We start from the raw sequence: 18,933 nt of genomic DNA on the forward strand, positions 1-18,933 counted from the left end.
GTGCGCGGCATCAAGAAGGTCGACCAAGTCTTCATGATGGCCATGGCCGCCTATAACCTCGTGCGCATGCGCACCTTGGGACAAGTCCGTCTGGAGGTCGCGTGATGAGGGCAAAACACCCCGAAATGGCCTCAGATCAGGTCGAAATGGGCTTGAAATGGGGTGGTTTGGCGCCGGAGTCGGCCCGCATCATCGAAAAACGAGTCCTTACGTCAGCAGCGAAGCTGCGCCCGTTGGGTATTTCCGCAGCCTGCTAAGGAGTTGACCATGAAAGTGATGAAGCAAGTGCAAAAGGGTTTCACCCTGATCGAACTGATGATCGTGGTGGCCATCATCGGTATTCTGGCTGCCGTGGCGCTGCCCGCTTATCAGGACTACACCGTCCGCGCTCAGGTGTCTGAGTCCCTGAACTTGGCCAGCGGCCTGAAGACTGCCGTGAGCGAGTACTTCTCGCAGACTGGCGCGTTCCCAAAGGACAACGTTCAAGCAATTTGCGGTTCTGCTTCGACCTGTACCGGTTCTGCTGCGACCGACAACAAGGGTAACTATGTGACCCAAATCGCTGTGACTACTGGTGGTGGCTTGGATGTGACTTTCGGCAACAAGGCCAACAAGGACATCTCTGGTAAGGTTCTGAGCCTGCGCCCTGGTATTGACACCGCCAAGAACATCACTTGGATTTGCGGCAAGGCTGCTACCCCCTCTGGCGTGACCGTCGGTGACGGTACCAACGTTGCAACGGACGGCACCAACGTCGATCTGAAGTATCTGCCTACTTCTTGCAAGATCTAATTCAATACGTTGAATTGGCAAAGGGGCACCTTAGGGTGCCCCTTTTTGGTTTCCGACTTTGAATTCAAGTGAGGCTGATTTGAACAGGGTGCAAACAGGATGGGCATGGATGAGTGTCGCAATGTTTGCGCTCGTGCTATTTGTTCCCAACCTTGTTGACGTCTTTCCGATGACGCCCACAGGGCGTGTTGACCGTGTGGAAACCATGGTCCTGGGGGCCGTGTTTTGGCTGCTGTGGTTTGCTGTTTGGCGCCAACTCTGGCATGCCTTGTTAGGTGCTGCGGTATTGTTTTTGCCGTGGTGGCCCATTGATATCTACCTTCGGACGCAGGTTGGTACACCATTTGGCCGGATGTTTGCCGGCATCGTCATGGAGACGCATGAGGCGGAATTGATGGATTTCCTCAGCAGCTACGCGCATTTGGTTGTCGTGGCGGTGCTGTTTTACTTGCTCTTGGTTGGCTTGTGTGTGCCCGCCGTTCGACGGGCTGGGATTGCCTGGCGGCATCGGTCGCGCTGGTGGATTCTGATGTTACTGCCAGCGTGTTTGGGGCTGCTTCAGTTTTCGTTTGCCAGGCAGGAGGCAGGATTTGACATCAAACCGCCCCCCGACGTGTTTCGCGTGGAGCCGCTGGACTACATGGGGTCCAAGTTGTCGGTGGTTTATCCACTCGATATGCCTTTTGCGATGTACCGTTACTGGCAGGACCGACGGAAGGTTGCCGAGTTGCGTGAGCAGATGCGCAACTTCTCATTTGGGGCGGTGAAAGATCCTGTGGTCGGGGCGCAGGTCTTGGTGTTTGTAATTGGTGAGTCGTCACGAACGGATCGTTGGCAGCTGGGAGGCTACGCAAGGGCAACGAATCCTTTGCTCTCGGTCGAGCCCAATCTTTTCTTCTTCACGGATGTCGTTACGCGCAGCATTGCGACGCGTACGGCCGTACCGGGCATGGTGTCACGCGAGCCGATCATCGGGGCTGATGGGGGCACCAATCCAAAAGTTGAGCCGGGTTTCCTGCGGGCTTTGCAAGAGGCGGGATATGCCACCTACTGGCTGTCCAATCAAGGCAGCAGCGGTTACTTCGAGACGTCAACCGTGTTTTATGCGCGAGACGCGCAGCATGTTCAGTTCTTCAACCCAGGCGACTATCAGGTCGAGGGACGCCATGATGAGGCGATGTTGCAGCCATTGCGCGCCATCGTCGCGGATGGGATGAAGGGCGCATCACCACGTGTGGCCATCGTCCTGCACACCATGGGGAGTCATTTCAATTACGCGCACCGATATCCGGATCGCTTCGATGTTTTCCAGCCCTCATTGCGGACACCCGGGCATGGCTTTGAGTTGGGAGTGGTCAAGAAGGTAGAAACCAATAATGCCTACGACAACTCGGTGCTGTACACGGACTATGTCTTGTCTCGGGTGATTGGCATTTTGAGGGACGCACAGGTGCCTGCCGCGATGGCTTACATGTCGGATCATGGCGAAGACCTTTATGAGCCGGGGTGCTTGTCGCCTGGATTGATTCGCTTGGGGGAGACTTCCTATCGCGTGCCAACTTTGGTGTGGCTGAGTGATCAGTTGTTGGCTCAGCAGCCTGACTGGCGTCAGCAGATGCGCGCGAACAAAGCCGTGCCCATGGTGGCTGACGTGATGTTTGGCACCGTGTTGGATCTGGCGGGGGTCAGGGTCCATGAGAGCGGGCATATCCATCGCAGCTTGGTCCACCCGATTGAACCCTATCACGAGGGGCGCAGGGTGGTTGCACCAGATAATTCATGGACTGACTTTGACAAAGCGGCCGCCAGAAGTCGGTGCCAAATCACCGCGCCAGATGGCCACGTGCAAGCGCGAGGTGTTCAGTGAAGACGAGATTGAAGTTGGCAGCGCTTTACGGTGCGGTGTCTGGCTGTGTGTTGATCGGATTGATGCAGTGGGTCCTTGCGCACAGGGCGTCTGCAAGTTGGCAGGGGCTGCAGATGGGTGAGGCGCCAGCGAGGCTGGCGGTTGCGGTCGCTGCTGCATTGGGCGCTGGCGTGGCGATCTTGCTGTTCAAGCCTGGTAAGTCGGTTGCAGAGCGTGTGGCGGATGTCGCGCTGATCATTCTTGCGCAGGGGGGCGTTTGGTTGGCTGGTGCTGTGGTGGCGCTGCAAGCTTCGCCAACGGTTGTGGTTTGGATGGCCGATCACTTTGAAGTGGTTTCGCCAATGGATATTCGTCGTCGTGGTTTCCTGTTGCCTGTGTTGGAGCAAGTCCAGATGGCGTGGCGGGGTGTGCAGACGCAGAGCTTGGCCCTTCCTGATGACTCCCAGGCTCGCCAGTCTTTGTTGATGGCTGAGTTGGGGGGGCAAAGCTTGGCCGGGCGTCAAGAGTTGTGGCGTAACTATCGGGCCAGTGACACCGCCACCAGCATTCGTGCTTTGCCAGCAAGTGGTGGCAGCCAAGGTATGGCGGGCCGCGATGCCTTCATGGCAGCGTCAGCCTGTGCTGAAGCTGATGTTGGCTGGCTGCCGCTCAAGTCTCCGCATGGCTTTCATACGGCATTGGTCAGCCGAAAAGATGGGCGTATCTGTGACGTCCTTGACCTCGATCTTTGGGATAAGTAGCCGCTGGTGTTGGCTCGCAGGTAAAATCCGCGTTTTCCTGTAGCCATGCTTCCCACCATGCCCAACTCCACCAAGAACATCACCGCCATGGCCAACGCCATCCGTGCGCTGGCCATGGATGCCGTCCAGCAAGCCAATTCCGGTCACCCCGGCGCCCCGATGGGCATGGCCGACATGGCGGTCGCTCTGTGGGGACGTCACCTGCGCCATCATCCCGCGCAACCGCAATGGGCTGACCGCGACCGCTTCGTGCTGTCCAATGGTCACGCTTCGATGCTGATCTACGCGCTGCTGCACCTGTCTGGCTACGATCTGTCCATCGACGATCTGAAGGCCTTCCGTCAGATGCACAGCAAGACGCCAGGCCACCCCGAAGTGGGCATCACTCCCGGCGTGGAAACGACCACCGGCCCCCTGGGTCAAGGCATCACCAATGCCGTGGGCATGGCCTTGGCCGAGAAGATGATGGCAGCGGAGTTCAACCGCGAAGGCCACAGCATCGTCAACCACTACACCTACGCTTTCCTGGGCGATGGTTGCCTGATGGAAGGCATCAGCCACGAAGCCTGTGCCCTGGCTGGCGCCTGGAAGCTCAACAAGCTGATCGCGCTGTACGACGACAACGGCATCTCCATCGACGGTCAGGTTGCACCTTGGTTTGTGGACGACACGCCCAAGCGTTTTGAGGCCTATGGCTGGAACGTCATCGGCCCTGTCGATGGTCACGATGTGGACGCCGTGGATGGCGCCATCGAGAAGGCAAAGCTGAGCGCTGACAAGCCCACGCTGATCGTTTGCAAGACCTCGATCGGTCACGGCTCGCCCAACCGCGCCAACACGGCCAAGGCCCACGGTGAACCCCTGGGTGGCGACGAGATCAAGCTGACCCGCGAAAACCTGGGTTGGGACCACGCACCCTTCGTGATCCCCGCTGAAGTCTACGAAGACTGGAATGCGCAAGCCGACGGCGAGATGCTGGTCAATGACTGGAACCAGCGCTTCGCCGCCTACGAAAAGGCCTTCCCCGAGCTGGCTTCCGAGTTCACGCGCCGCATGGCGGGCGAACTGCCTGCCAATTTTGCCGAGATCGCCGTGCAAGCCGTGGCCGCTGCCCACGACAAGGCGGAGACCGTGGCCTCCCGCAAGGCCAGCCAGCTCGCACTGGAATTCTTCACCGCTGGCGTGCCCGAGATGCTGGGCGGCTCCGCTGACCTGACTGGCTCCAACCTGACCAACACCAAGAGCACGCCGGCTTTCCGCGTGGATGGTGAAGGCAAGGTCGTGACCACCGATGGCAAGCCCGGCCGTCACATCAACTACGGTGTGCGTGAGTTCGGCATGGCCGCCATCATGAACGGTGTGGCCCTGCACGGTGGCTACATTCCTTACGCTGGCACCTTCCTGACCTTCTCGGACTACAGCCGCAACGCCATCCGCATGGCCGCGCTGATGAAGACCCGCGTGGTGCACGTGTTCACCCACGACTCCATCGGTCTGGGCGAAGACGGTCCGACCCACCAGTCGATCGAGCACGCCGCCAGCCTGCGCCTGATCCCGGGTCTGGACGTCTGGCGTCCGGCTGACACCACCGAAACCGCCGTGGCCTGGTCCATGGCGCTGGCCAACAAGCATCGCCCCAGCGCGCTGCTGTTGTCGCGCCAGAACCTGCCTTACGCGCCGAAGGCCGATGCCGATGTGATCACCCAAGGTGCTTACGTGCTGGCTGAACCTTCGGAAGTGGGCCTGAAGAAGAAGCCCGTGGCCGTCATCATCGCCACCGGTTCGGAAGTCCAACTGGCGCTGCACGCTCAGCAGCAACTGGCCGAGTTGAAGATCCCTGTGCGCGTGGTGTCGATGCCATCGACCACTGTGTTCGATCGTCAGTCCGTCGAATACAAGACGTCCGTGCTGCCGGCCAAGCTGCCGCGCATTGCCGTGGAAGCGGGTGTCACCGACTTCTGGTGGAAGTACGGCGTGGATGCCGTCGTGGGCATCGACTCCTACGGCGAATCGGCACCGGCTGGCGTGCTGTTCAAGCACTTCGGCTTCACCACCGAAAACGTGGTGGCCACGGTCCGCAAGGTCCTGTCCAAGAAGAAGTAAGCAAGCGGTTTTCTAGATTTCATTTCGCAAGGTAAGCAAATCATGACCATCAAGATTGGTATCAACGGTTTCGGTCGTATCGGCCGCATGGTGTTCCGCGCTGCTGTGCAGAACTTCGCCAACGACATCGAAGTTGTGGGCATCAACGACCTGCTGGAACCCGACTACCTGGCCTACATGCTGAAGTACGACAGCGTGCACGGCCGCTTCAAGGGCGACGTCTCGGTGGATGGCAACACCCTGGTCGTCAACGGCAAGAAGATCCGTCTGACCGCTGTGAAGAACCCCGCTGAACTGAAGTGGGACGAAGTCGGCGCCGACGTCGTGATCGAATCGACCGGCCTGTTCCTGACCAAGGAAACCGCTGAAGCCCACATCAAGGCTGGCGCCAAGAAGGTCATCATGTCGGCACCTTCCAAGGACGACACCCCGATGTTCGTGTACGGCGTGAACCACGGCACCTACGCTGGTCAAGCCATCATCTCGAACGCTTCGTGCACCACCAACTGCCTGGCCCCTGTGGCCAAGGTGCTGAACGACACCTTCGGCATCAAGCGCGGCCTGATGACCACCGTGCACGCTGCCACCGCCACGCAAAAGACCGTGGACGGTCCTTCGAACAAGGATTGGCGTGGCGGCCGCGGCATCCTGGAAAACATCATTCCTTCCAGCACTGGCGCTGCCAAGGCTGTGGGCGTGGTGATTCCTGAGCTGAACAAGAAGCTGACCGGCATGTCGTTCCGCGTGCCCACCTCTGACGTGTCCGTGGTGGACCTGACTGTCGAGCTGAACAAGGATGCTTCGTACGAAGACATCTGCAGCGCCATGAAGGCCGCCTCCGAAGGCGCCATGAAGGGCGTGCTGGGTTACACCGAAGACAAGGTGGTGGCCACCGACTTCCGTGGCGAAAGCTGCACCTCGGTGTTCGATGCCGAAGCCGGTATCGCGCTGGACAAGACCTTCGTGAAGGTCGTGGCTTGGTACGACAACGAGTGGGGCTACTCCAACAAGTGCCTGGAAATGGCTCGCGTCATCGCCAAGTAATCAGCGTTTGCGTTGATCAGCAAAGGGGCCCTGCGGGGCCCCTTTGTCATGCATCGTGGTGCGCGCCCAATTGGAAGGTGGACACCACCTCAACCAGACCTTCAGCCTGTCCTCGCAGGCTGGCCGCCGCGGCGGCCATTTCTTCGACCATGGCGGCGTTTTGCTGGGTGTTGTGGTCCATCTGGGTCACAGCCTCACCAACCTGTGTGACGCCCCGGCTTTGTTCGCCGCTGGCCGTGCTGATTTCACCGATGACCTGCGTGACGCGGTGAATGGCGTCGACCACTTCGCTCATGGTGTGACCGGCTTGGTCCACCAAGGTGGCGCCTTGCTCCACGCGATCAACGCTGGTGCCAATCAGACTCTTGATCTCTTTGGCGGCCTCGGCACTGCGGCTGGCCAGCAGCCTGACTTCGCCTGCCACCACGGCAAAGCCGCGGCCTTGCTCACCGGCCCTGGCCGCTTCAACCGCGGCGTTCAGCGCCAGGATATTGGTCTGGAACGCAATGCCGTCGATGGTGCCAATGATGTCGGCGATCTTGCGGCTGGCATCGGTGATGCTGTGCATGGTGTTGACCACCTGCATCATGACGTCACCGCCTTTACTGGCCACTTGTGTGGCGTCTTGGGCCAGATCGTTGGCCAGTCGAGCGTTGTCGGCATTCAGTCGCACCGTGGAGCCCAACTCCTCCATGGATGCGGCGGTTTGCTCCAGTGCACTCGCCTGTGACTCGGTCCGGGCGGACAGGTCCTGATTGCCTTGGGCGATTTCCGCGCTGGCCGTGGCCACGCCCTCTGCTCGCCCTCTGACTTCCCGAACGATCAGGGCCATGCTGTCGCGCATGGCCTTGATCCCATGCAGCACGCTGTCATCATCACCGGGCTTGAGTTCGATGGGTACGGAGAGGTCACCTTGTGCCAGTCGGTGTGTGATGCCGTTGGCTTCGGTGGGCTCGCAGCCGAGTCGGCGCGTGATGCTGCGCACCACGCCGACCCCCAACGCAGACAGGGTCAGCACGAGCAAGAGGCCCACGCCTCCGATCCACTTGGCCACGCGCCAGACTTCTGCCATGACGGTGTCGACGTAGACGCCCGAGCCAATCACCCATCCCCACGGGGCAAATCCTTTGACGAAAGAGATTTCGTCGACTGGGGCCTGGCTGCCCGGCTTGGGCCATTGGTAGGGCACAAAGCCTTGTCCATCTGCCTCCACGACCTGAATCATGGCCACAAACAATTGCTTGCCGTTGGGATCTTTGATCTGGCTGATGTCTCGCCCGTTCAGGTCTGGCTTGATGGGGTGCATGAGCATGTGCAGCTTCATGTCATTGACCCAGAAGTACTCGTTGCCGCTGTAGCGCAAGGTCTGGAGGGCCGCGAGGGCGTCAGCTTGCGCCTGCTCGGTCGACACCAAGCCTCTTTGGGCCCGCGCATGGTGATGGCTGACCAGGGCATGCGCCACCCCGACCGGTATTTGTTAGCAATTGTTTCAGTTTCTTTAGCGCTGGGCACACTTGCCGAACGACTTCTTGTCGGGGAGCTTGGCCTTTTCCAGGCGCTCCTTCAGGTCGCTGGTGGCTTCAGAGACGCGCACGAAATTCATTTCGCCACCTTGGCGGACGGTGATGAGCCGTGCCGATCGCATGCCCCGCTCCTTCAGGTTGTCGAGGGCTGCTTCTGCGTCGGATTGTCGTGTGTAGCGGCCCAGCGAGAAACCTGGGTTGAGGTTGGATGGGGTGCGGACCTCTTCAAAGCTGACCCCTTTGAATTTGCGGATCTCGGCTTTTTTGCGGTCGTAGGTGTCCGAGTCGGGGAAGGGGCCCATGTAGACCATCCACAGACCCTTGATGTCGACCGTGTTGGTCCGCCACTTGTAGCGCGGCAGGATGCCGCTCAACGCGGTGTTCACTGCGGTCATGCCTGCATCGTCAAATGGACCCGCTTCCAGACAAACCGTGGGTTGTGGCGGAGCCGAGGCGGTGGCAGCCGCAGTGGAGGCATTGTTGCCGCTGGCACTGCTGGCCGATGCTGCTGCCTCTACCCCGCTGGCAAATGAGGCGCTGTCTTCTGCGGCAGATGCGGCTGAACTGGGTTCTGATGCGGCCACGGGGCGTGTCTTGCCGGGGGGCAGGATCAGCAATTGCTCAGGGTGCAATTGCTGATTGAGGCGCTGGGGTTCGTGCTGACGGTCGGGGCGAACGCCTACCACGGTGTTGAGCCAGCCGCGGCTCCATCCGAAGAACAGGGCGTTGACGATCAGCAGAATCAGCACCAGAGAGCGCAGCATGACAGCGTGGGTGTGGCGGTAAGTGGGAGAGCTTGAGGTCAGTTGGGGCGGGGGCGAACGCTGACGTCACCACTGCTCCAAGTCTGTTGGCCCTGGTCAGTATGCACGACCAGCGCGCCGAATGTGTCGACGCCCTGCGCGAGACCGATCTGGTTGGGCGGATAGCCGTCTCCGGGAGACTGACCTGGCGTGCTCCATAGTCCAATCTGTTGCCCCAAGAGCACATCCCGGCGGGCATAGGCTTCTTGCAGCGGCGCAAAGCCGTGTCGCTCAAAAGCGTGCACGCGGCGAATCAGCGTGGGCGCCACCCACTGCCACACTTGCCCAATGGTGAGCGCCGCCTGGTCAGGGCGGATCAGGCTGGTGGCTTCGGGGGCTGACGGGGTGCCTTGCACATTCAGACCGATGCCGATCACGACCCATCGTTGCGAGGAGGGCAGGCCAGGGGCTGGACAGGCTTCAATCAGGATGCCACCCAGATTGCGGCCACCGATCCACAGGTCGTTGGGCCACTTGAGGCCCATGGGCCGGTGCGGGGCTAAGCCGGTGGCGCTGGCGAAGGAGGCCATGCCGGCGTCCAGCGCATCGGCCACCGCCAGCCCCACGGCGAGCGACAGGGCGCTGCCTCCGCCTGGCACCTGATCCAGATTCAGGGCGATGCCCAGCGAAAAGGTCAAGGTCTGACCCGGATGCGCCAGCCACTGGCGACCCCGACGACCACGCCCGGCGGTTTGCTCGGCGGCCACCACAAGGGTCGTCTGGGTGTCACCTAGCCGGCCACGGTCCATCAGCACCGTGTTGGTGGACGCGCACTGCGGCAGGACCTCCAGGCTCAATGCTGGACAGAAGGATTGCGTAGCCAGCCAGATCGCCTCAGCGGCGCCGTTCAAATCGGCAACCACCGTCGCCAAGGCCTGTGCCGTGTTCTGCATGACCCTGTGTCAACGGCGGCGCTTGAGGGCCAGCATGGTGCCGCGGCAGCTGGGGGCGCCGCACCAGCAGGCGTATTCTTTTTTGAGCTTGGGCGTCAGGCGCGCATCAATGACCAGGCCATAGTCGAAGAAGAGCTCTTCGCCGGGTTCGATGTCACGCAGGGCATTGAGAAAGACGCGGTTGCCCACCTGCTCGGCTTCCAGATTGGGCTCACACGAGTGGTTGATCCATTTGGCCGAGTTGCCCTGGTACTTGCCGTCGATGACGTGGCCATCGTCGAGGTGAAAGTAGAAGGTGTGGTTGGGCTGACTGGGATCGTGAGGGTGCCGGTCGAGGGCTTCTTCCCAGGTGATGATTTCGCCCTTGTACTCTAGGACGCGTTCACCAGCCTTGAGGGGGCGCACGGCGTAGACGCCTTTGCCATGCACGCCGGAATCTCGGACCTGGGTGCGGCGGCCGCTGTCGGGGCTGGCCGCGGCAGAAGCAGAACGGGCGGCAGGCTTGGGTTTGTTCGCAGCTTGCGTCATCGGCCAGATTGGTTACATTGAAATTGTGGGCGCGCGCGTGCCCGCGTGTGCACACGTGTGCATGCGCTCGTGTACATGCGCGCGAGAACCGCATTGTAAGAACGGTTTGCATATATAAACACGTCCATGAGCAAAGCCCTGGTCATTGCTGAGAAGCCATCTGTTGCCCAAGACATCGTGCGCGCACTGACGCCGGTTGACGGCAAGTTCGAAAAGCACGATGAATATTTCGAGAGCGAACACTATGTGGTCAGCTCTGCGGTCGGTCATCTGGTCGAAATCAAAGCGCCCGAAGAGTTCGATGTGAAACGCGGCAAGTGGAGCTTTACGCACCTGCCCGTCATCCCGCCGCACTTCGATCTCAACCCGATCGACAAGAGCAAGGGGCGCTTGAATGCCCTGGTCAAGCTCATCAAGCGCAAGGACGTCACCTCGCTGATCAACGCATGTGACGCGGGGCGAGAGGGTGAACTGATCTTCCGTCTGATCGTGCAGTACGCGCAGGACAGCACCGCGACCACCCGCGCCAAGGGCTTGGGCAAGGGCGTGCAGCGCCTGTGGTTGCAGAGCATGACGCCGCAAGCCATTCGCGATGGCTTTGAGGCGCTGCGCAGCGATGAGCAGATGCTGCCGCTGGCTGACGCCGCACGTTGCCGCTCCGAAGCCGACTGGCTGGTGGGCATCAACGGCACGCGGGCCATGACGGCCTTCAATTCGCGCGATGGGGGCTTTTTCCTGACGACGGTGGGGCGCGTGCAAACGCCGACGCTGTCCATCGTGGTCGAGCGGGAAGAAAAGATCCGCAAGCACGTGTACCGCGACTACTGGGAAATCCGTGGCACCTTTGGTGTGGCGGCGGGCGCGTATGACGGCAAGTGGTTCAACCCGAATCACAAGAAAAACGAAGCCGATCCCGAGCAGAAGGCCGATCGCGTCTGGTCTGCTGCCGAGGCACAGGCCATTGCCGATGCGGTGCGTGGGCAGACCGGCACGGTCACCGAAGAGTCCAAACCCAGCAGCCAGTCCAGCCCCTTGCTGTATGACCTGACCACGCTGCAGCGTGAGGCCAACTCGCGCTTTGGTTTCAGTGCCAAGACCACCTTGTCGCTGGCGCAGGCCTTGTATGAAAAGCACAAGGCGCTGACCTATCCTCGTACGGACTCGCGCGCGCTGCCTGAGGACTACGTCGGCGTGGTGCAGCAAACCATGGCCACGATTGCCGATGAGGACATGCCGGGCCCGCTGCGCGATTTGTCCATGCACGCTCGCAAAGCGGTCAACGATGGCTACATCAAGCCCAACAAGCGCGTGTTTGACAACGCCAAGGTGTCGGATCACTTTGCCATCATTCCGACCATGCAGACGCCTCGCAGCCTGACGGAGGCCGAGGCCAAGTTGTACGACATGGTGGTCAAGCGCTTCATTGCCGTGTTCTATCCGGCGGCGGAGTTCCAGGTCACCACCCGCATCACCAAGGTGCCGGTGCAGGGCAAGGAGCACCACTTCCAGACCAACGGCAAGGTGCTGGTTAAGCCGGGCTGGATGGCGGTGTACGGCAAGGAAGCAGCCGAAGAGGGTGATGAGTCCACCTTGGTGGCCGTGCAAGCCGGTGAAGCCGCACACAACGAGGATGTGCTGGTCAATGCCTTGAAGACCAAACCGCCTGCACGCTACTCTGAAGCGACGCTGCTGTCGGCCATGGAAGGCGCAGGCAAGCTGATCGACGACGAAGAGTTGAAGGCGGCCATGACCGAGAAGGGCTTGGGCACGCCAGCCACTCGCGCCGCCATCATCGAAGGCTTGCTGACCGAGAAGTACATGATCCGTGAAGGACGTGAACTGATCCCGACGGCCAAGGCCTTCCAGCTGATGACGCTGCTGCGTGGCTTGGGTGTCGAAGACCTCACCAAGCCTGAGCTGACCGGCAACTGGGAACACAAGCTGGCCGAGATGGAAAAGGGTCGCTTGAGCCGCGAGGCCTTCATGGCCGAGATCGCAGCCATGACCCAGCGTGTGGTGCAAAAGGCCAAGGAATACGACCGTGACACCATCCCGGGTGATTACGCCACGCTGAGCACGCCTTGCCCCAACTGCGGTGGGGTGGTCAAAGAAAACTACCGCCGCTTCACCTGCACCGGCAAGCACGGCGGGGACGCGGAAGACGCATCGGGCTGTGGTTTCAGCATGACCAAGATCCCGGCCGGCCGCAGCTTCGAGTTGGCCGAGGTGGAGCAACTGATGCGGGACCACAAGATTGGTCCGCTGGAAGGTTTCCGCTCGAAGGCGGGTTGGCCGTTCACGGCCGAGTTGCGACTGGTACGTGACGACGAAGCCAACAACTGGAAGATGGAGTTCGACTTTGGCGAAGATGCAAAGAAGGACGACGAGGCCGGTGAAGACGTGGACTTCAGCGGTCAAAGCAGCTTGGGTGCGTGCCCGAAGTGCGGTGGTCATGTGTATGAGCACGGCACCAACTACGTGTGTGAGCACGCCGTGGGCAAGGCGCGTTGTGACTTCAAGACGGGCAAGGTCATCTTGCAGCAGCCCGTGACCCCCGAGCAGGTGGGCAAGCTGCTGCACAGCGGCAAGACCGATTTGCTGGAGAACTTTGTGTCCAACAAGACGCGGCGCAAGTTCAAGGCTTTCCTGACCTGGGATGCCAAGACTGGCAAGGTGGGCTTCGAGTTCGAAGCACGCGCCCCGGCGGCCAAGAAGGCCGCGCGCAAGACCGCCGCCAAGAAGGCCGCGTGATGACAGCAGGCGAAAGGCCTGCCTGGCTGTGTCATCTTGCGTAAGCGCTTGTAAAAACGACCAGCTTGGCTGGTCGTTTTTGTTGGGATCCTGCGCTTGTCACGGAACTGTCATATCGCATGCGTTATCGTCGCGCCTCGTTGGAAGACCTCCTTTTGAAGCAGTCGTACGCATGCAGTTTTTCGCAGATCACAAGCGGGTCGGGGCCACTTTGGTGGCGCTGGCCATGAGCCTGTCGGGTGTTTCGGCCTCCGCCGAAGCCGTCATCAAAGGGGCTGGCGCGAGCTTTCCTTCGCGCATTTACGAGCGCTGGACCCAGCGCTTCATGGAGTTGAATCCAGGCACCAGTGCCAGCTACACGCCAACCGGATCGGGTGACGGCGTCAAGCAGATCAAGGCGCGCTCGGTGCAAATGGGGGGCACCGACAATCCGCTGACACCTGCGCAGTTGGCCGAACACAAGCTGGTGCAGATTCCTTTGCTGGTGGGCGGGCTGGTGCCGGTCATCAACGTGCCGGGCATCAAGTCCAATCGCCTGGTCTTGAGTGGGGCCGTGTTGGCGCAGATGGCCATGGGAGAGATCACCCGCTGGGACGATGAGCGCATCACGGCCTTGAATCCGGGCGTGTCGCTGCCGTCGACGCCCATCGTGCGCGTGGTCCGCCAGGAAGCCTCGGGTTCGACCGAGATCTGGACGCGCTATCTCGGAGAGTCCTCTCCCGCGTTTGCCAAGGCGATCCCCATGAGCCAGAAGCCCAGCTGGCCTGGTAACACCGTGGCGGCGAAGGGCAACGATGGCATGGTGAGCGCCTTGCAGGGCAACACCGGTGCCATGGCCTATGTGTCGTACGACCGGGTCATCAAGGACAAGCTGGTGGCGGTTCGCTTGTTGAACAATCAAGGCACCGCAGTGGAGGCGTCGGAAGCCGGATTCCGCGCGGCCATTGTGGCCTCGGATGTCTATCGCAAGGGGGATGACACGGCGTCGTTGCTGAACATGCCGCGCCATGATGCCTGGCCGCTCACGGCCACCAGCTACATGCTGCTGGATGCGCGTCCCAAGGATGTGAAACAGGCCGAATTGGCAGCGCGCTTCGTGTACTGGTGCTTCATGCACGGCGACGAGTTGACCAAGGGAACCGGGTTTGCGCCCCTGCCTGACCGTGTGCAGGCGCGTCTGGCGGGCCGCCTCTTGCAGATTCAAGGCCCCTCCGGGGAAATGCCCAAATTCCAGTAAGGCTGCAGCAAGCGGCCGCACGGTGTAAGGTCGAGGCTCCTTCAGGAGTCTCGTACATGGCTTGGACACCGTCGCGACGTTCAATCTTGCATCCCGACAGCGGGATGGTGCATGGCGTGTCCAGCGAGATCACGCCGCCGGAGGTGTATGCCCAGCGTCGGCAGTGGCTCAAAGCGGCCTCGTCGCTGGGGGCGGGCACGTTGTTCAGCGCCTTGGGCGCGGAAGCAGGTTGGGCGCAAGGTGTGGCCCCTCAGCCCGCCAAGCGGCCAGGCAAGCTCGCCGCTTTGCCGGGAGCCCGCAGCACCGTGGCGGGGGCCCATGTGGCCGACAAGTGGACGTCGTATGACGATGTCACCCACTACAACAATTTCTATGAATTCGGGACCGACAAGTCGGATCCGGCGGCCTATGCCTCATCGTTGAAGCCCAGACCTTGGGCTTTGAGCATCGAGGGTGAGGTGGGCAAGCCGCTCAAGCTGGGCCTGGACGAGCTGCTCAAGCTGGGGGCCATGGAAGAGCGCATTTATCGTTTGCGCTGCGTGGAAGGTTGGTCGATGGTGATTCCCTGGGTGGGGTACGGACTGGCCACCTTGCTGCAGCGTGCGCAGCCGACGAGTCGGGCCAAGTACGTGGACTTCGTGAGCCTGGCGGATCCGCAGCAAATGCCTGGGGTTCGTTCCGGGGTGCTGGACTGGCCTTATGTGGAGAGCCTGCGCATCGATGAGGCCATGCACCCCTTGACCCTGCTGGCATTTGGCCTGTATGGCGAGGTCTTGCCCAATCAGAACGGTGCGCCCCTGCGTCTCGTGGTGCCGTGGAAGTACGGGTTCAAAAGCGCAAAATCGATTGTCACCATTCGCCTGAGTGAAAAGCCCGCAACGCCCAGTTGGGTCAAAGCCAACCCTGGCGAGTACGGCTATTACTCGAATGTGAACCCCAGGGTGGATCATCCTCGCTGGAGTCAGGCCACGGAGCGCCGCATTGGCGAAGGCGGGCTGTTCGCGCCCCGTCGTCCCACGCAGATGTTCAATGGTTATGAGGCCCAGGTCGGGGCCTTGTACGCCGGAATGGATTTAAGAAAGTTTTTCTGATGTCGTTGTCGTCTACTCTGAACCAGGGACTGCTCAAGCCTTGGGTCAAGCCTGTGCTGTGGGTGGTGTGCGCGGTGCCCGCCCTCGTGTTGTTGTTTGCGGCCTCGATGGATGCCTTGGGTGCGAACCCTGCCGAGGCCTTGATCAAGGAGTCGGGGGAGTGGGCCTTGCGGTGGTTGTGGCTCACCTTGCTCATCACCCCCTTGCGTGACATCGCAGGCCTACCAACGATCTTGCGTTACCGCCGCACCTTGGGCGTGACGGCCTTTGTTTACGCGGTGTTGCACCTGCTGGCCTACGCCTGGCTGGACAAGGGCTGGGTGATGGATGACATCGTCCGGGACGTCATCAAGCGCAACTTCATTTTTGTGGGCATGCTGACCTTTGTGTTGATGCTGCCCCTGGCACTGACGTCGTTCAACGCAGCGATTCGCGCATTGGGCGGGCGGCGCTGGCAGATGCTGCACAAGTTGGTGTACTTCGTGGCCCTGTCGGGGCTGTTTCACTTCTACTTGAAGAAGGCTGCGAAGAACGATGTATCTGAGGTGATGGTGTATGCCCTCATCCTGGCGGTGTTGCTGGGCTGGCGCGTGATGCGCAAGGGGGGCATCGTGGCCATGTTGCGCGTGCGCTGACCACGGGCCCCTTGGTTTAAACGGCCAGGCCGACGGTCAGCGTGGCCACGTAGCCGTCGGCGTTGTTGCCCGTGATGCTCAGCATTTGTGTGCTGTAGCCGTCACTGAAGACGTTGTCGGTGGCAAAGCTGATTTGATCAAAGTTGGATGCGCTGCTGCTGTAGCTGCTGACGTTGTCATAGACCTGATTGCACGTCGCAATCGGGAAAGCCATTTGCGAGGTCAGCATCTTGTTGCTGGCCGATGTGGCCTTGGACAGGCTGGGATAGACCTCGAAGTGGATGTGCGGCATCCGTCCCAGATAGCATCCGGGGAAGATGGTCTGGAACGACACGAGCCCTGTGCTGTCGGTCACCTGAACGCCGCGCAGATAGTTCTCGTTGGTGATGCTGCTGGAGTACATCGAGTAACGGCCATCTTGTGTGCAGTGCCAGATGTAGATGGCGTAGCCCTCCAGTGCGGCGCAGCTGTTGTTCACGTTGGCCAGTTGGACTTTGACTGTCAGTGGCAGGCCCGTGGCGGTGCCCGAGGCCGTGTCCACGCTGGTTCGGATGTCACTGCGGACGAAGTTGCTCAGCGTCAGGGCATTGAGCGTTTGATTGCTGGCCACTGAGCCGTCTGCCGGATAGGGGCCGGCGGTTTCGGTCGGCAAGGTGGTGCACGAACTCCCGGAACTGCTGGTGGCCGTCAGCGTAGCGGTGCTGCTGATGTTGGTGTTGCCACCAGCGGCCGCGCCACCGCCGCCGCAGCCCGACAGCATCAGCGTGGCGTAGCCGCCTGCGGCGGTCAGCCAACCCAGTGCCTGGCGGCGTGCCAGGATGGTTTTCAGGTCTGACTCAAGGCCTCGGGCGTGTTCGGGGCAGGGGGCGTTGTGCATGGCGTCTGTCCAGCTGTGGGGATGACGCCATGCTCGCTTTACAGTGTTGCTGGATCGTGTGCGCGTGTGTCGGGCATGCAAACCATGCCCGTGCCCTGTCAGAGCGGTTGTTCGGCGACGACGACGCGGTTGCGCCCGCTGTTCTTGGCCTCGTACAAGGCCGCATCCGCCTGTGCGATCAGATCAAACTGGGTCGTGGTGGAACGGTTGCGCGTGGCCACGCCGATGCTGATGGTCACGCACTTCCAGGGCGGCGAGTCCGTGTGCGGCATGGCCAGTGACTCGATCTCACTGCGCAAAGCTTCCGCCACCTTGTTGGCGCCTTCCACGGAGGTGTCGGGCAAGATCATGGCGAATTCCTCGCCACCATAGCGGGCCACGAGATCGGCGGGGCGTCGCACCAGGTTGCGCATGATCTCGGCCACCTTGATCAGGCAGGTGTCCCCTTGCTGATGGCCGTACAGGTCGTTGTAGCGCTTGAACTGATCGACATCGATCAGCAGCAGCGAAAGGGGGGCATGGCTGCGTTTGCTGCGACGGAACTCGGTGAGCAGGCAGTCATCCAGGTGGCGACGGTTGGCAATGCCCGTCAGGCCATCAATGATGGTCAAAGCACGCAGAGCGAGCGTCTGATCGCGCAATTGTTTTTCGCGCGCCACTTCCAGGGTGACGTCCCGGATCTGAATCAGACAGAAGCGCGCATCGTCGTCACCATGCAGCGGGATGACTTCAATGGTCTGCCGCATGAGCAGGCCGCTTTGCGCATCCTTGGGGTGGGTGTACAGCGTCAAGGGTGCTTTGTTGAGCGTGTGAGACAGCAAGGCAGGAAAGCCCGCCTTCAGCGCTTGCTCCGCAGCGGCGTGCAGCCGCTTGCCGGTGACTTCCGGGAACACGTCCAGCAAGGTCTGGCCCAGTGCGGCGTCGGCCGCGCGCCCGGAATGGGTCACCATCCAGCGGTTCCACATGACGATGCGCTGCTGCGCATCGAGCACGAAGGCGCCGATGTTCATCGCGTTGAAAACCGAGGCACACAAAGGAGTCTGTTCAGCCAAGCGCCTTCTCCAGGTAGGCGTCGAGCTGATCGCGCAGGTCTTGCAAGGCCGCCAGATCCAGCAGGAAGGCCACGTAGCCGCTGATGGCGTGCTTCTCGACAATGAAGTCAATGTGCAGCATCAGGGTGGGGGCGTCAGCGTCGCTACCTGACACGTTGAGCACGTCTTCGCAGGTGCCCACACGGTAAACAGGCAGGGAGCCTTCCAACTGGCTCTCGAACATATCGGCCAGGGTGCCAATGCAGGCATTCAGGATGATGTTCCCGATCTCGCCCATGGCCTCTTGTTCCATCTCGGTGAGTTCTTGCAGGGGGATGTGATCTCCCACCATCAGGCTCACGAGTTCGAGGCTCTTGTGCTCCGGAAACATCAAGATGGCTTCGGTGTTGAAGCTGCCTCGGTAATCCTGGCTGACGCCGCAAATGCGGTCGTTGGCTTGTTCGCCCAATTGCCGAGCTGCCTCCGCACGTGTGGCGAAGGTGATGGTCGGGACGGTGAGGGCAACCTCTTCGTTGACCATCGTGCTCATGGCGGCTGCCGCATGGCCGACACCAATGTTGAAGATCTCGACCAGAGCGTCGTGCTGCAGCTCGCTGAGTTCAATCATCAGATCACCTTCAAGGTGTCGAGCAGGGCGTGCATCTTGGGTTCGGTCATCGGCTTCTCTGCGAAACCGAGGCAGAGGTCAGAGGCCTTCTTGCGTGTGGCTTCTTGAACGTTGGCCGTGACCAGGAAAATGTTGGACAGCGGGTGTGCCGTGCGCAGCACTTCTGCTGCGGCGATGCCACCCATGCCGGGCATGTTGACGTCCAGCAGGATCAGGAACGGCTCGAACTGATTGGCCTTGTCGATCGCCTCTTCACCCGTTCCGGCCTCTTCAATCTGCCAGTCAGGGTGCTTTTTGGCAATGTACTGGCGCGACATCATCCGCGAGATGCGGCTGTCATCAACCAGGAGAACGATCGGTGTGGTGCCCATGTCAGCAGGTACGGTAGAG

The 18,933-nt window shown here is 60.9% G+C and carries 17 protein-coding genes; 9 read left to right on the top strand and 8 right to left on the bottom strand.

The window, feature by feature from the left end:
- The first annotated feature begins 267 nt into the window (after positions 1-267).
- The 5 genes from ACMV18_RS00645 to gap all read left to right on the top strand — a co-directional run bounded on the left by ACMV18_RS00645 (position 268) and on the right by gap (position 6,546).
- Positions 268-792 carry a pilin gene (locus ACMV18_RS00645; RefSeq protein WP_420816285.1) on the top strand — a complete coding sequence of 175 codons (525 nt, stop codon included), beginning with the start codon at positions 268-270 and terminating at the stop codon, positions 790-792.
- Positions 793-913: 121 nt separating this feature from the next.
- Positions 914-2,659 (top strand): phosphoethanolamine transferase, encoded by a 1,746-nt coding sequence (locus tag ACMV18_RS00650; protein WP_420816286.1) that lies wholly within the window; start codon positions 914-916, stop codon positions 2,657-2,659.
- Positions 2,660-2,772: 113 nt separating this feature from the next.
- Positions 2,773-3,399: a hypothetical protein gene (locus tag ACMV18_RS00655; RefSeq protein ID WP_420816287.1), complete on the top strand. Its 627-nt coding sequence runs from the start codon at positions 2,773-2,775 to the stop codon at positions 3,397-3,399.
- A gap of 57 nt (positions 3,400-3,456) precedes the next feature.
- Positions 3,457-5,502, top strand: coding sequence for a transketolase (gene tkt, locus ACMV18_RS00660; RefSeq protein ID WP_420816288.1), 2,046 nt, complete (start codon positions 3,457-3,459; stop codon positions 5,500-5,502).
- A 42-nt stretch (positions 5,503-5,544) separates the two neighbouring features.
- Positions 5,545-6,546 carry a type I glyceraldehyde-3-phosphate dehydrogenase gene (gene gap, locus ACMV18_RS00665; RefSeq protein ID WP_374257460.1) on the top strand — a complete coding sequence of 334 codons (1,002 nt, stop codon included), beginning with the start codon at positions 5,545-5,547 and terminating at the stop codon, positions 6,544-6,546.
- Between the two features lie 46 nt (positions 6,547-6,592).
- On the opposite strand, the gene ACMV18_RS00670 is transcribed toward gap, so the two are convergent.
- From ACMV18_RS00670 to ACMV18_RS00685, 4 genes are read right to left on the bottom strand one after another with little or no spacing between them, the layout of a single operon-like run.
- Positions 6,593-8,008, bottom strand: a complete 1,416-nt coding sequence (locus tag ACMV18_RS00670; RefSeq protein WP_420816289.1) for a methyl-accepting chemotaxis protein — start codon at positions 8,006-8,008, stop codon at positions 6,593-6,595.
- Positions 8,009-8,044: 36 nt separating this feature from the next.
- Positions 8,045-8,833 (bottom strand): hypothetical protein, encoded by a 789-nt coding sequence (locus tag ACMV18_RS00675; protein ID WP_420816290.1) that lies wholly within the window; start codon positions 8,831-8,833, stop codon positions 8,045-8,047.
- A gap of 38 nt (positions 8,834-8,871) precedes the next feature.
- Entirely contained in the window at positions 8,872-9,765 is an 894-nt protein-coding gene (locus ACMV18_RS00680) for a biotin--[acetyl-CoA-carboxylase] ligase (protein WP_420816292.1), read from the bottom strand.
- Positions 9,766-9,774: 9 nt separating this feature from the next.
- A complete protein-coding gene (locus tag ACMV18_RS00685) occupies positions 9,775-10,293 on the bottom strand; it encodes an SET domain-containing protein (protein WP_374257466.1) in 519 nt (172 codons plus the stop codon).
- Positions 10,294-10,419: 126 nt separating this feature from the next.
- Between ACMV18_RS00685 and ACMV18_RS00690 the strand changes: the two genes are divergently transcribed.
- The 4 genes from ACMV18_RS00690 (at position 10,420) to ACMV18_RS00705 (ending at position 16,007) form a co-directional block, all read left to right on the top strand.
- Positions 10,420-13,044, top strand: coding sequence for a DNA topoisomerase III (locus tag ACMV18_RS00690; protein WP_420816293.1), 2,625 nt, complete (start codon positions 10,420-10,422; stop codon positions 13,042-13,044).
- Between the two features lie 172 nt (positions 13,045-13,216).
- A complete protein-coding gene (gene pstS, locus ACMV18_RS00695) occupies positions 13,217-14,281 on the top strand; it encodes a phosphate ABC transporter substrate-binding protein PstS (protein ID WP_420816294.1) in 1,065 nt (354 codons plus the stop codon).
- 56 nt (positions 14,282-14,337) lie between these two features.
- Positions 14,338-15,372 (top strand): protein-methionine-sulfoxide reductase catalytic subunit MsrP, encoded by a 1,035-nt coding sequence (gene msrP, locus ACMV18_RS00700; RefSeq protein WP_420816295.1) that lies wholly within the window; start codon positions 14,338-14,340, stop codon positions 15,370-15,372.
- Entirely contained in the window at positions 15,372-16,007 is a 636-nt protein-coding gene (locus ACMV18_RS00705; RefSeq protein WP_374257472.1) for a sulfite oxidase heme-binding subunit YedZ, read from the top strand. Before msrP ends, ACMV18_RS00705 begins: the two co-directional genes overlap by 1 nt.
- Before the next feature lie 16 nt (positions 16,008-16,023).
- Here ACMV18_RS00705 and ACMV18_RS00710 read toward each other — a convergent pair whose 3' ends face one another.
- From ACMV18_RS00710 to ACMV18_RS00725, 4 genes are all read right to left on the bottom strand, one after another.
- The gene (locus ACMV18_RS00710; RefSeq protein WP_420816296.1) at positions 16,024-16,884 is read right to left on the bottom strand and encodes an intradiol ring-cleavage dioxygenase; all 861 of its coding nucleotides are present in this window, start codon (positions 16,882-16,884) and stop codon (positions 16,024-16,026) included.
- Positions 16,885-16,982: 98 nt separating this feature from the next.
- Positions 16,983-17,936 carry a sensor domain-containing diguanylate cyclase gene (locus tag ACMV18_RS00715; RefSeq protein WP_420816297.1) on the bottom strand — a complete coding sequence of 318 codons (954 nt, stop codon included), beginning with the start codon at positions 17,934-17,936 and terminating at the stop codon, positions 16,983-16,985.
- Positions 17,929-18,543, bottom strand: coding sequence for a chemotaxis protein CheC (locus ACMV18_RS00720; protein WP_420816298.1), 615 nt, complete (start codon positions 18,541-18,543; stop codon positions 17,929-17,931). The genes ACMV18_RS00715 and ACMV18_RS00720 overlap by 8 nt, the downstream gene beginning before the upstream one ends.
- A complete protein-coding gene (locus ACMV18_RS00725; protein ID WP_420816299.1) occupies positions 18,543-18,914 on the bottom strand; it encodes a response regulator in 372 nt (123 codons plus the stop codon). Before ACMV18_RS00725 ends, ACMV18_RS00720 begins: the two co-directional genes overlap by 1 nt.
- Positions 18,915-18,933: the final 19 nt, after the last annotated feature.

This window comes from Aquabacterium sp., assembly GCF_048860245.1.
Taxonomy (GTDB): Bacteria; Pseudomonadota; Gammaproteobacteria; order Burkholderiales; family Burkholderiaceae_C; genus Aquabacterium.

Coding starts and splice junctions, on each gene's coding strand:
- msrP (WP_420816295.1), top strand. CDS start 14,338: ATGGCTTGGACACCGTCGCGACGTTCAATCTTGCATCCCGACAGCGGG.
- ACMV18_RS00650 (WP_420816286.1), top strand. CDS start 914: ATGTTTGCGCTCGTGCTATTTGTTCCCAACCTTGTTGACGTCTTTCCG.
- ACMV18_RS00655 (WP_420816287.1), top strand. CDS start 2,773: ATGGGTGAGGCGCCAGCGAGGCTGGCGGTTGCGGTCGCTGCTGCATTG.
- ACMV18_RS00725 (WP_420816299.1), bottom strand. CDS start 18,914: ATGGGCACCACACCGATCGTTCTCCTGGTTGATGACAGCCGCATCTCG.
- ACMV18_RS00705 (WP_374257472.1), top strand. CDS start 15,372: ATGTCGTTGTCGTCTACTCTGAACCAGGGACTGCTCAAGCCTTGGGTC.
- gap (WP_374257460.1), top strand. CDS start 5,545: ATGACCATCAAGATTGGTATCAACGGTTTCGGTCGTATCGGCCGCATG.
- tkt (WP_420816288.1), top strand. CDS start 3,457: ATGCCCAACTCCACCAAGAACATCACCGCCATGGCCAACGCCATCCGT.
- ACMV18_RS00710 (WP_420816296.1), bottom strand. CDS start 16,884: ATGCACAACGCCCCCTGCCCCGAACACGCCCGAGGCCTTGAGTCAGAC.
- ACMV18_RS00685 (WP_374257466.1), bottom strand. CDS start 10,293: ATGACGCAAGCTGCGAACAAACCCAAGCCTGCCGCCCGTTCTGCTTCT.
- ACMV18_RS00645 (WP_420816285.1), top strand. CDS start 268: ATGAAAGTGATGAAGCAAGTGCAAAAGGGTTTCACCCTGATCGAACTG.
- pstS (WP_420816294.1), top strand. CDS start 13,217: ATGCAGTTTTTCGCAGATCACAAGCGGGTCGGGGCCACTTTGGTGGCG.
- ACMV18_RS00680 (WP_420816292.1), bottom strand. CDS start 9,765: ATGCAGAACACGGCACAGGCCTTGGCGACGGTGGTTGCCGATTTGAAC.
- ACMV18_RS00675 (WP_420816290.1), bottom strand. CDS start 8,833: ATGCTGCGCTCTCTGGTGCTGATTCTGCTGATCGTCAACGCCCTGTTC.
- ACMV18_RS00690 (WP_420816293.1), top strand. CDS start 10,420: ATGAGCAAAGCCCTGGTCATTGCTGAGAAGCCATCTGTTGCCCAAGAC.
- ACMV18_RS00720 (WP_420816298.1), bottom strand. CDS start 18,543: ATGATTGAACTCAGCGAGCTGCAGCACGACGCTCTGGTCGAGATCTTC.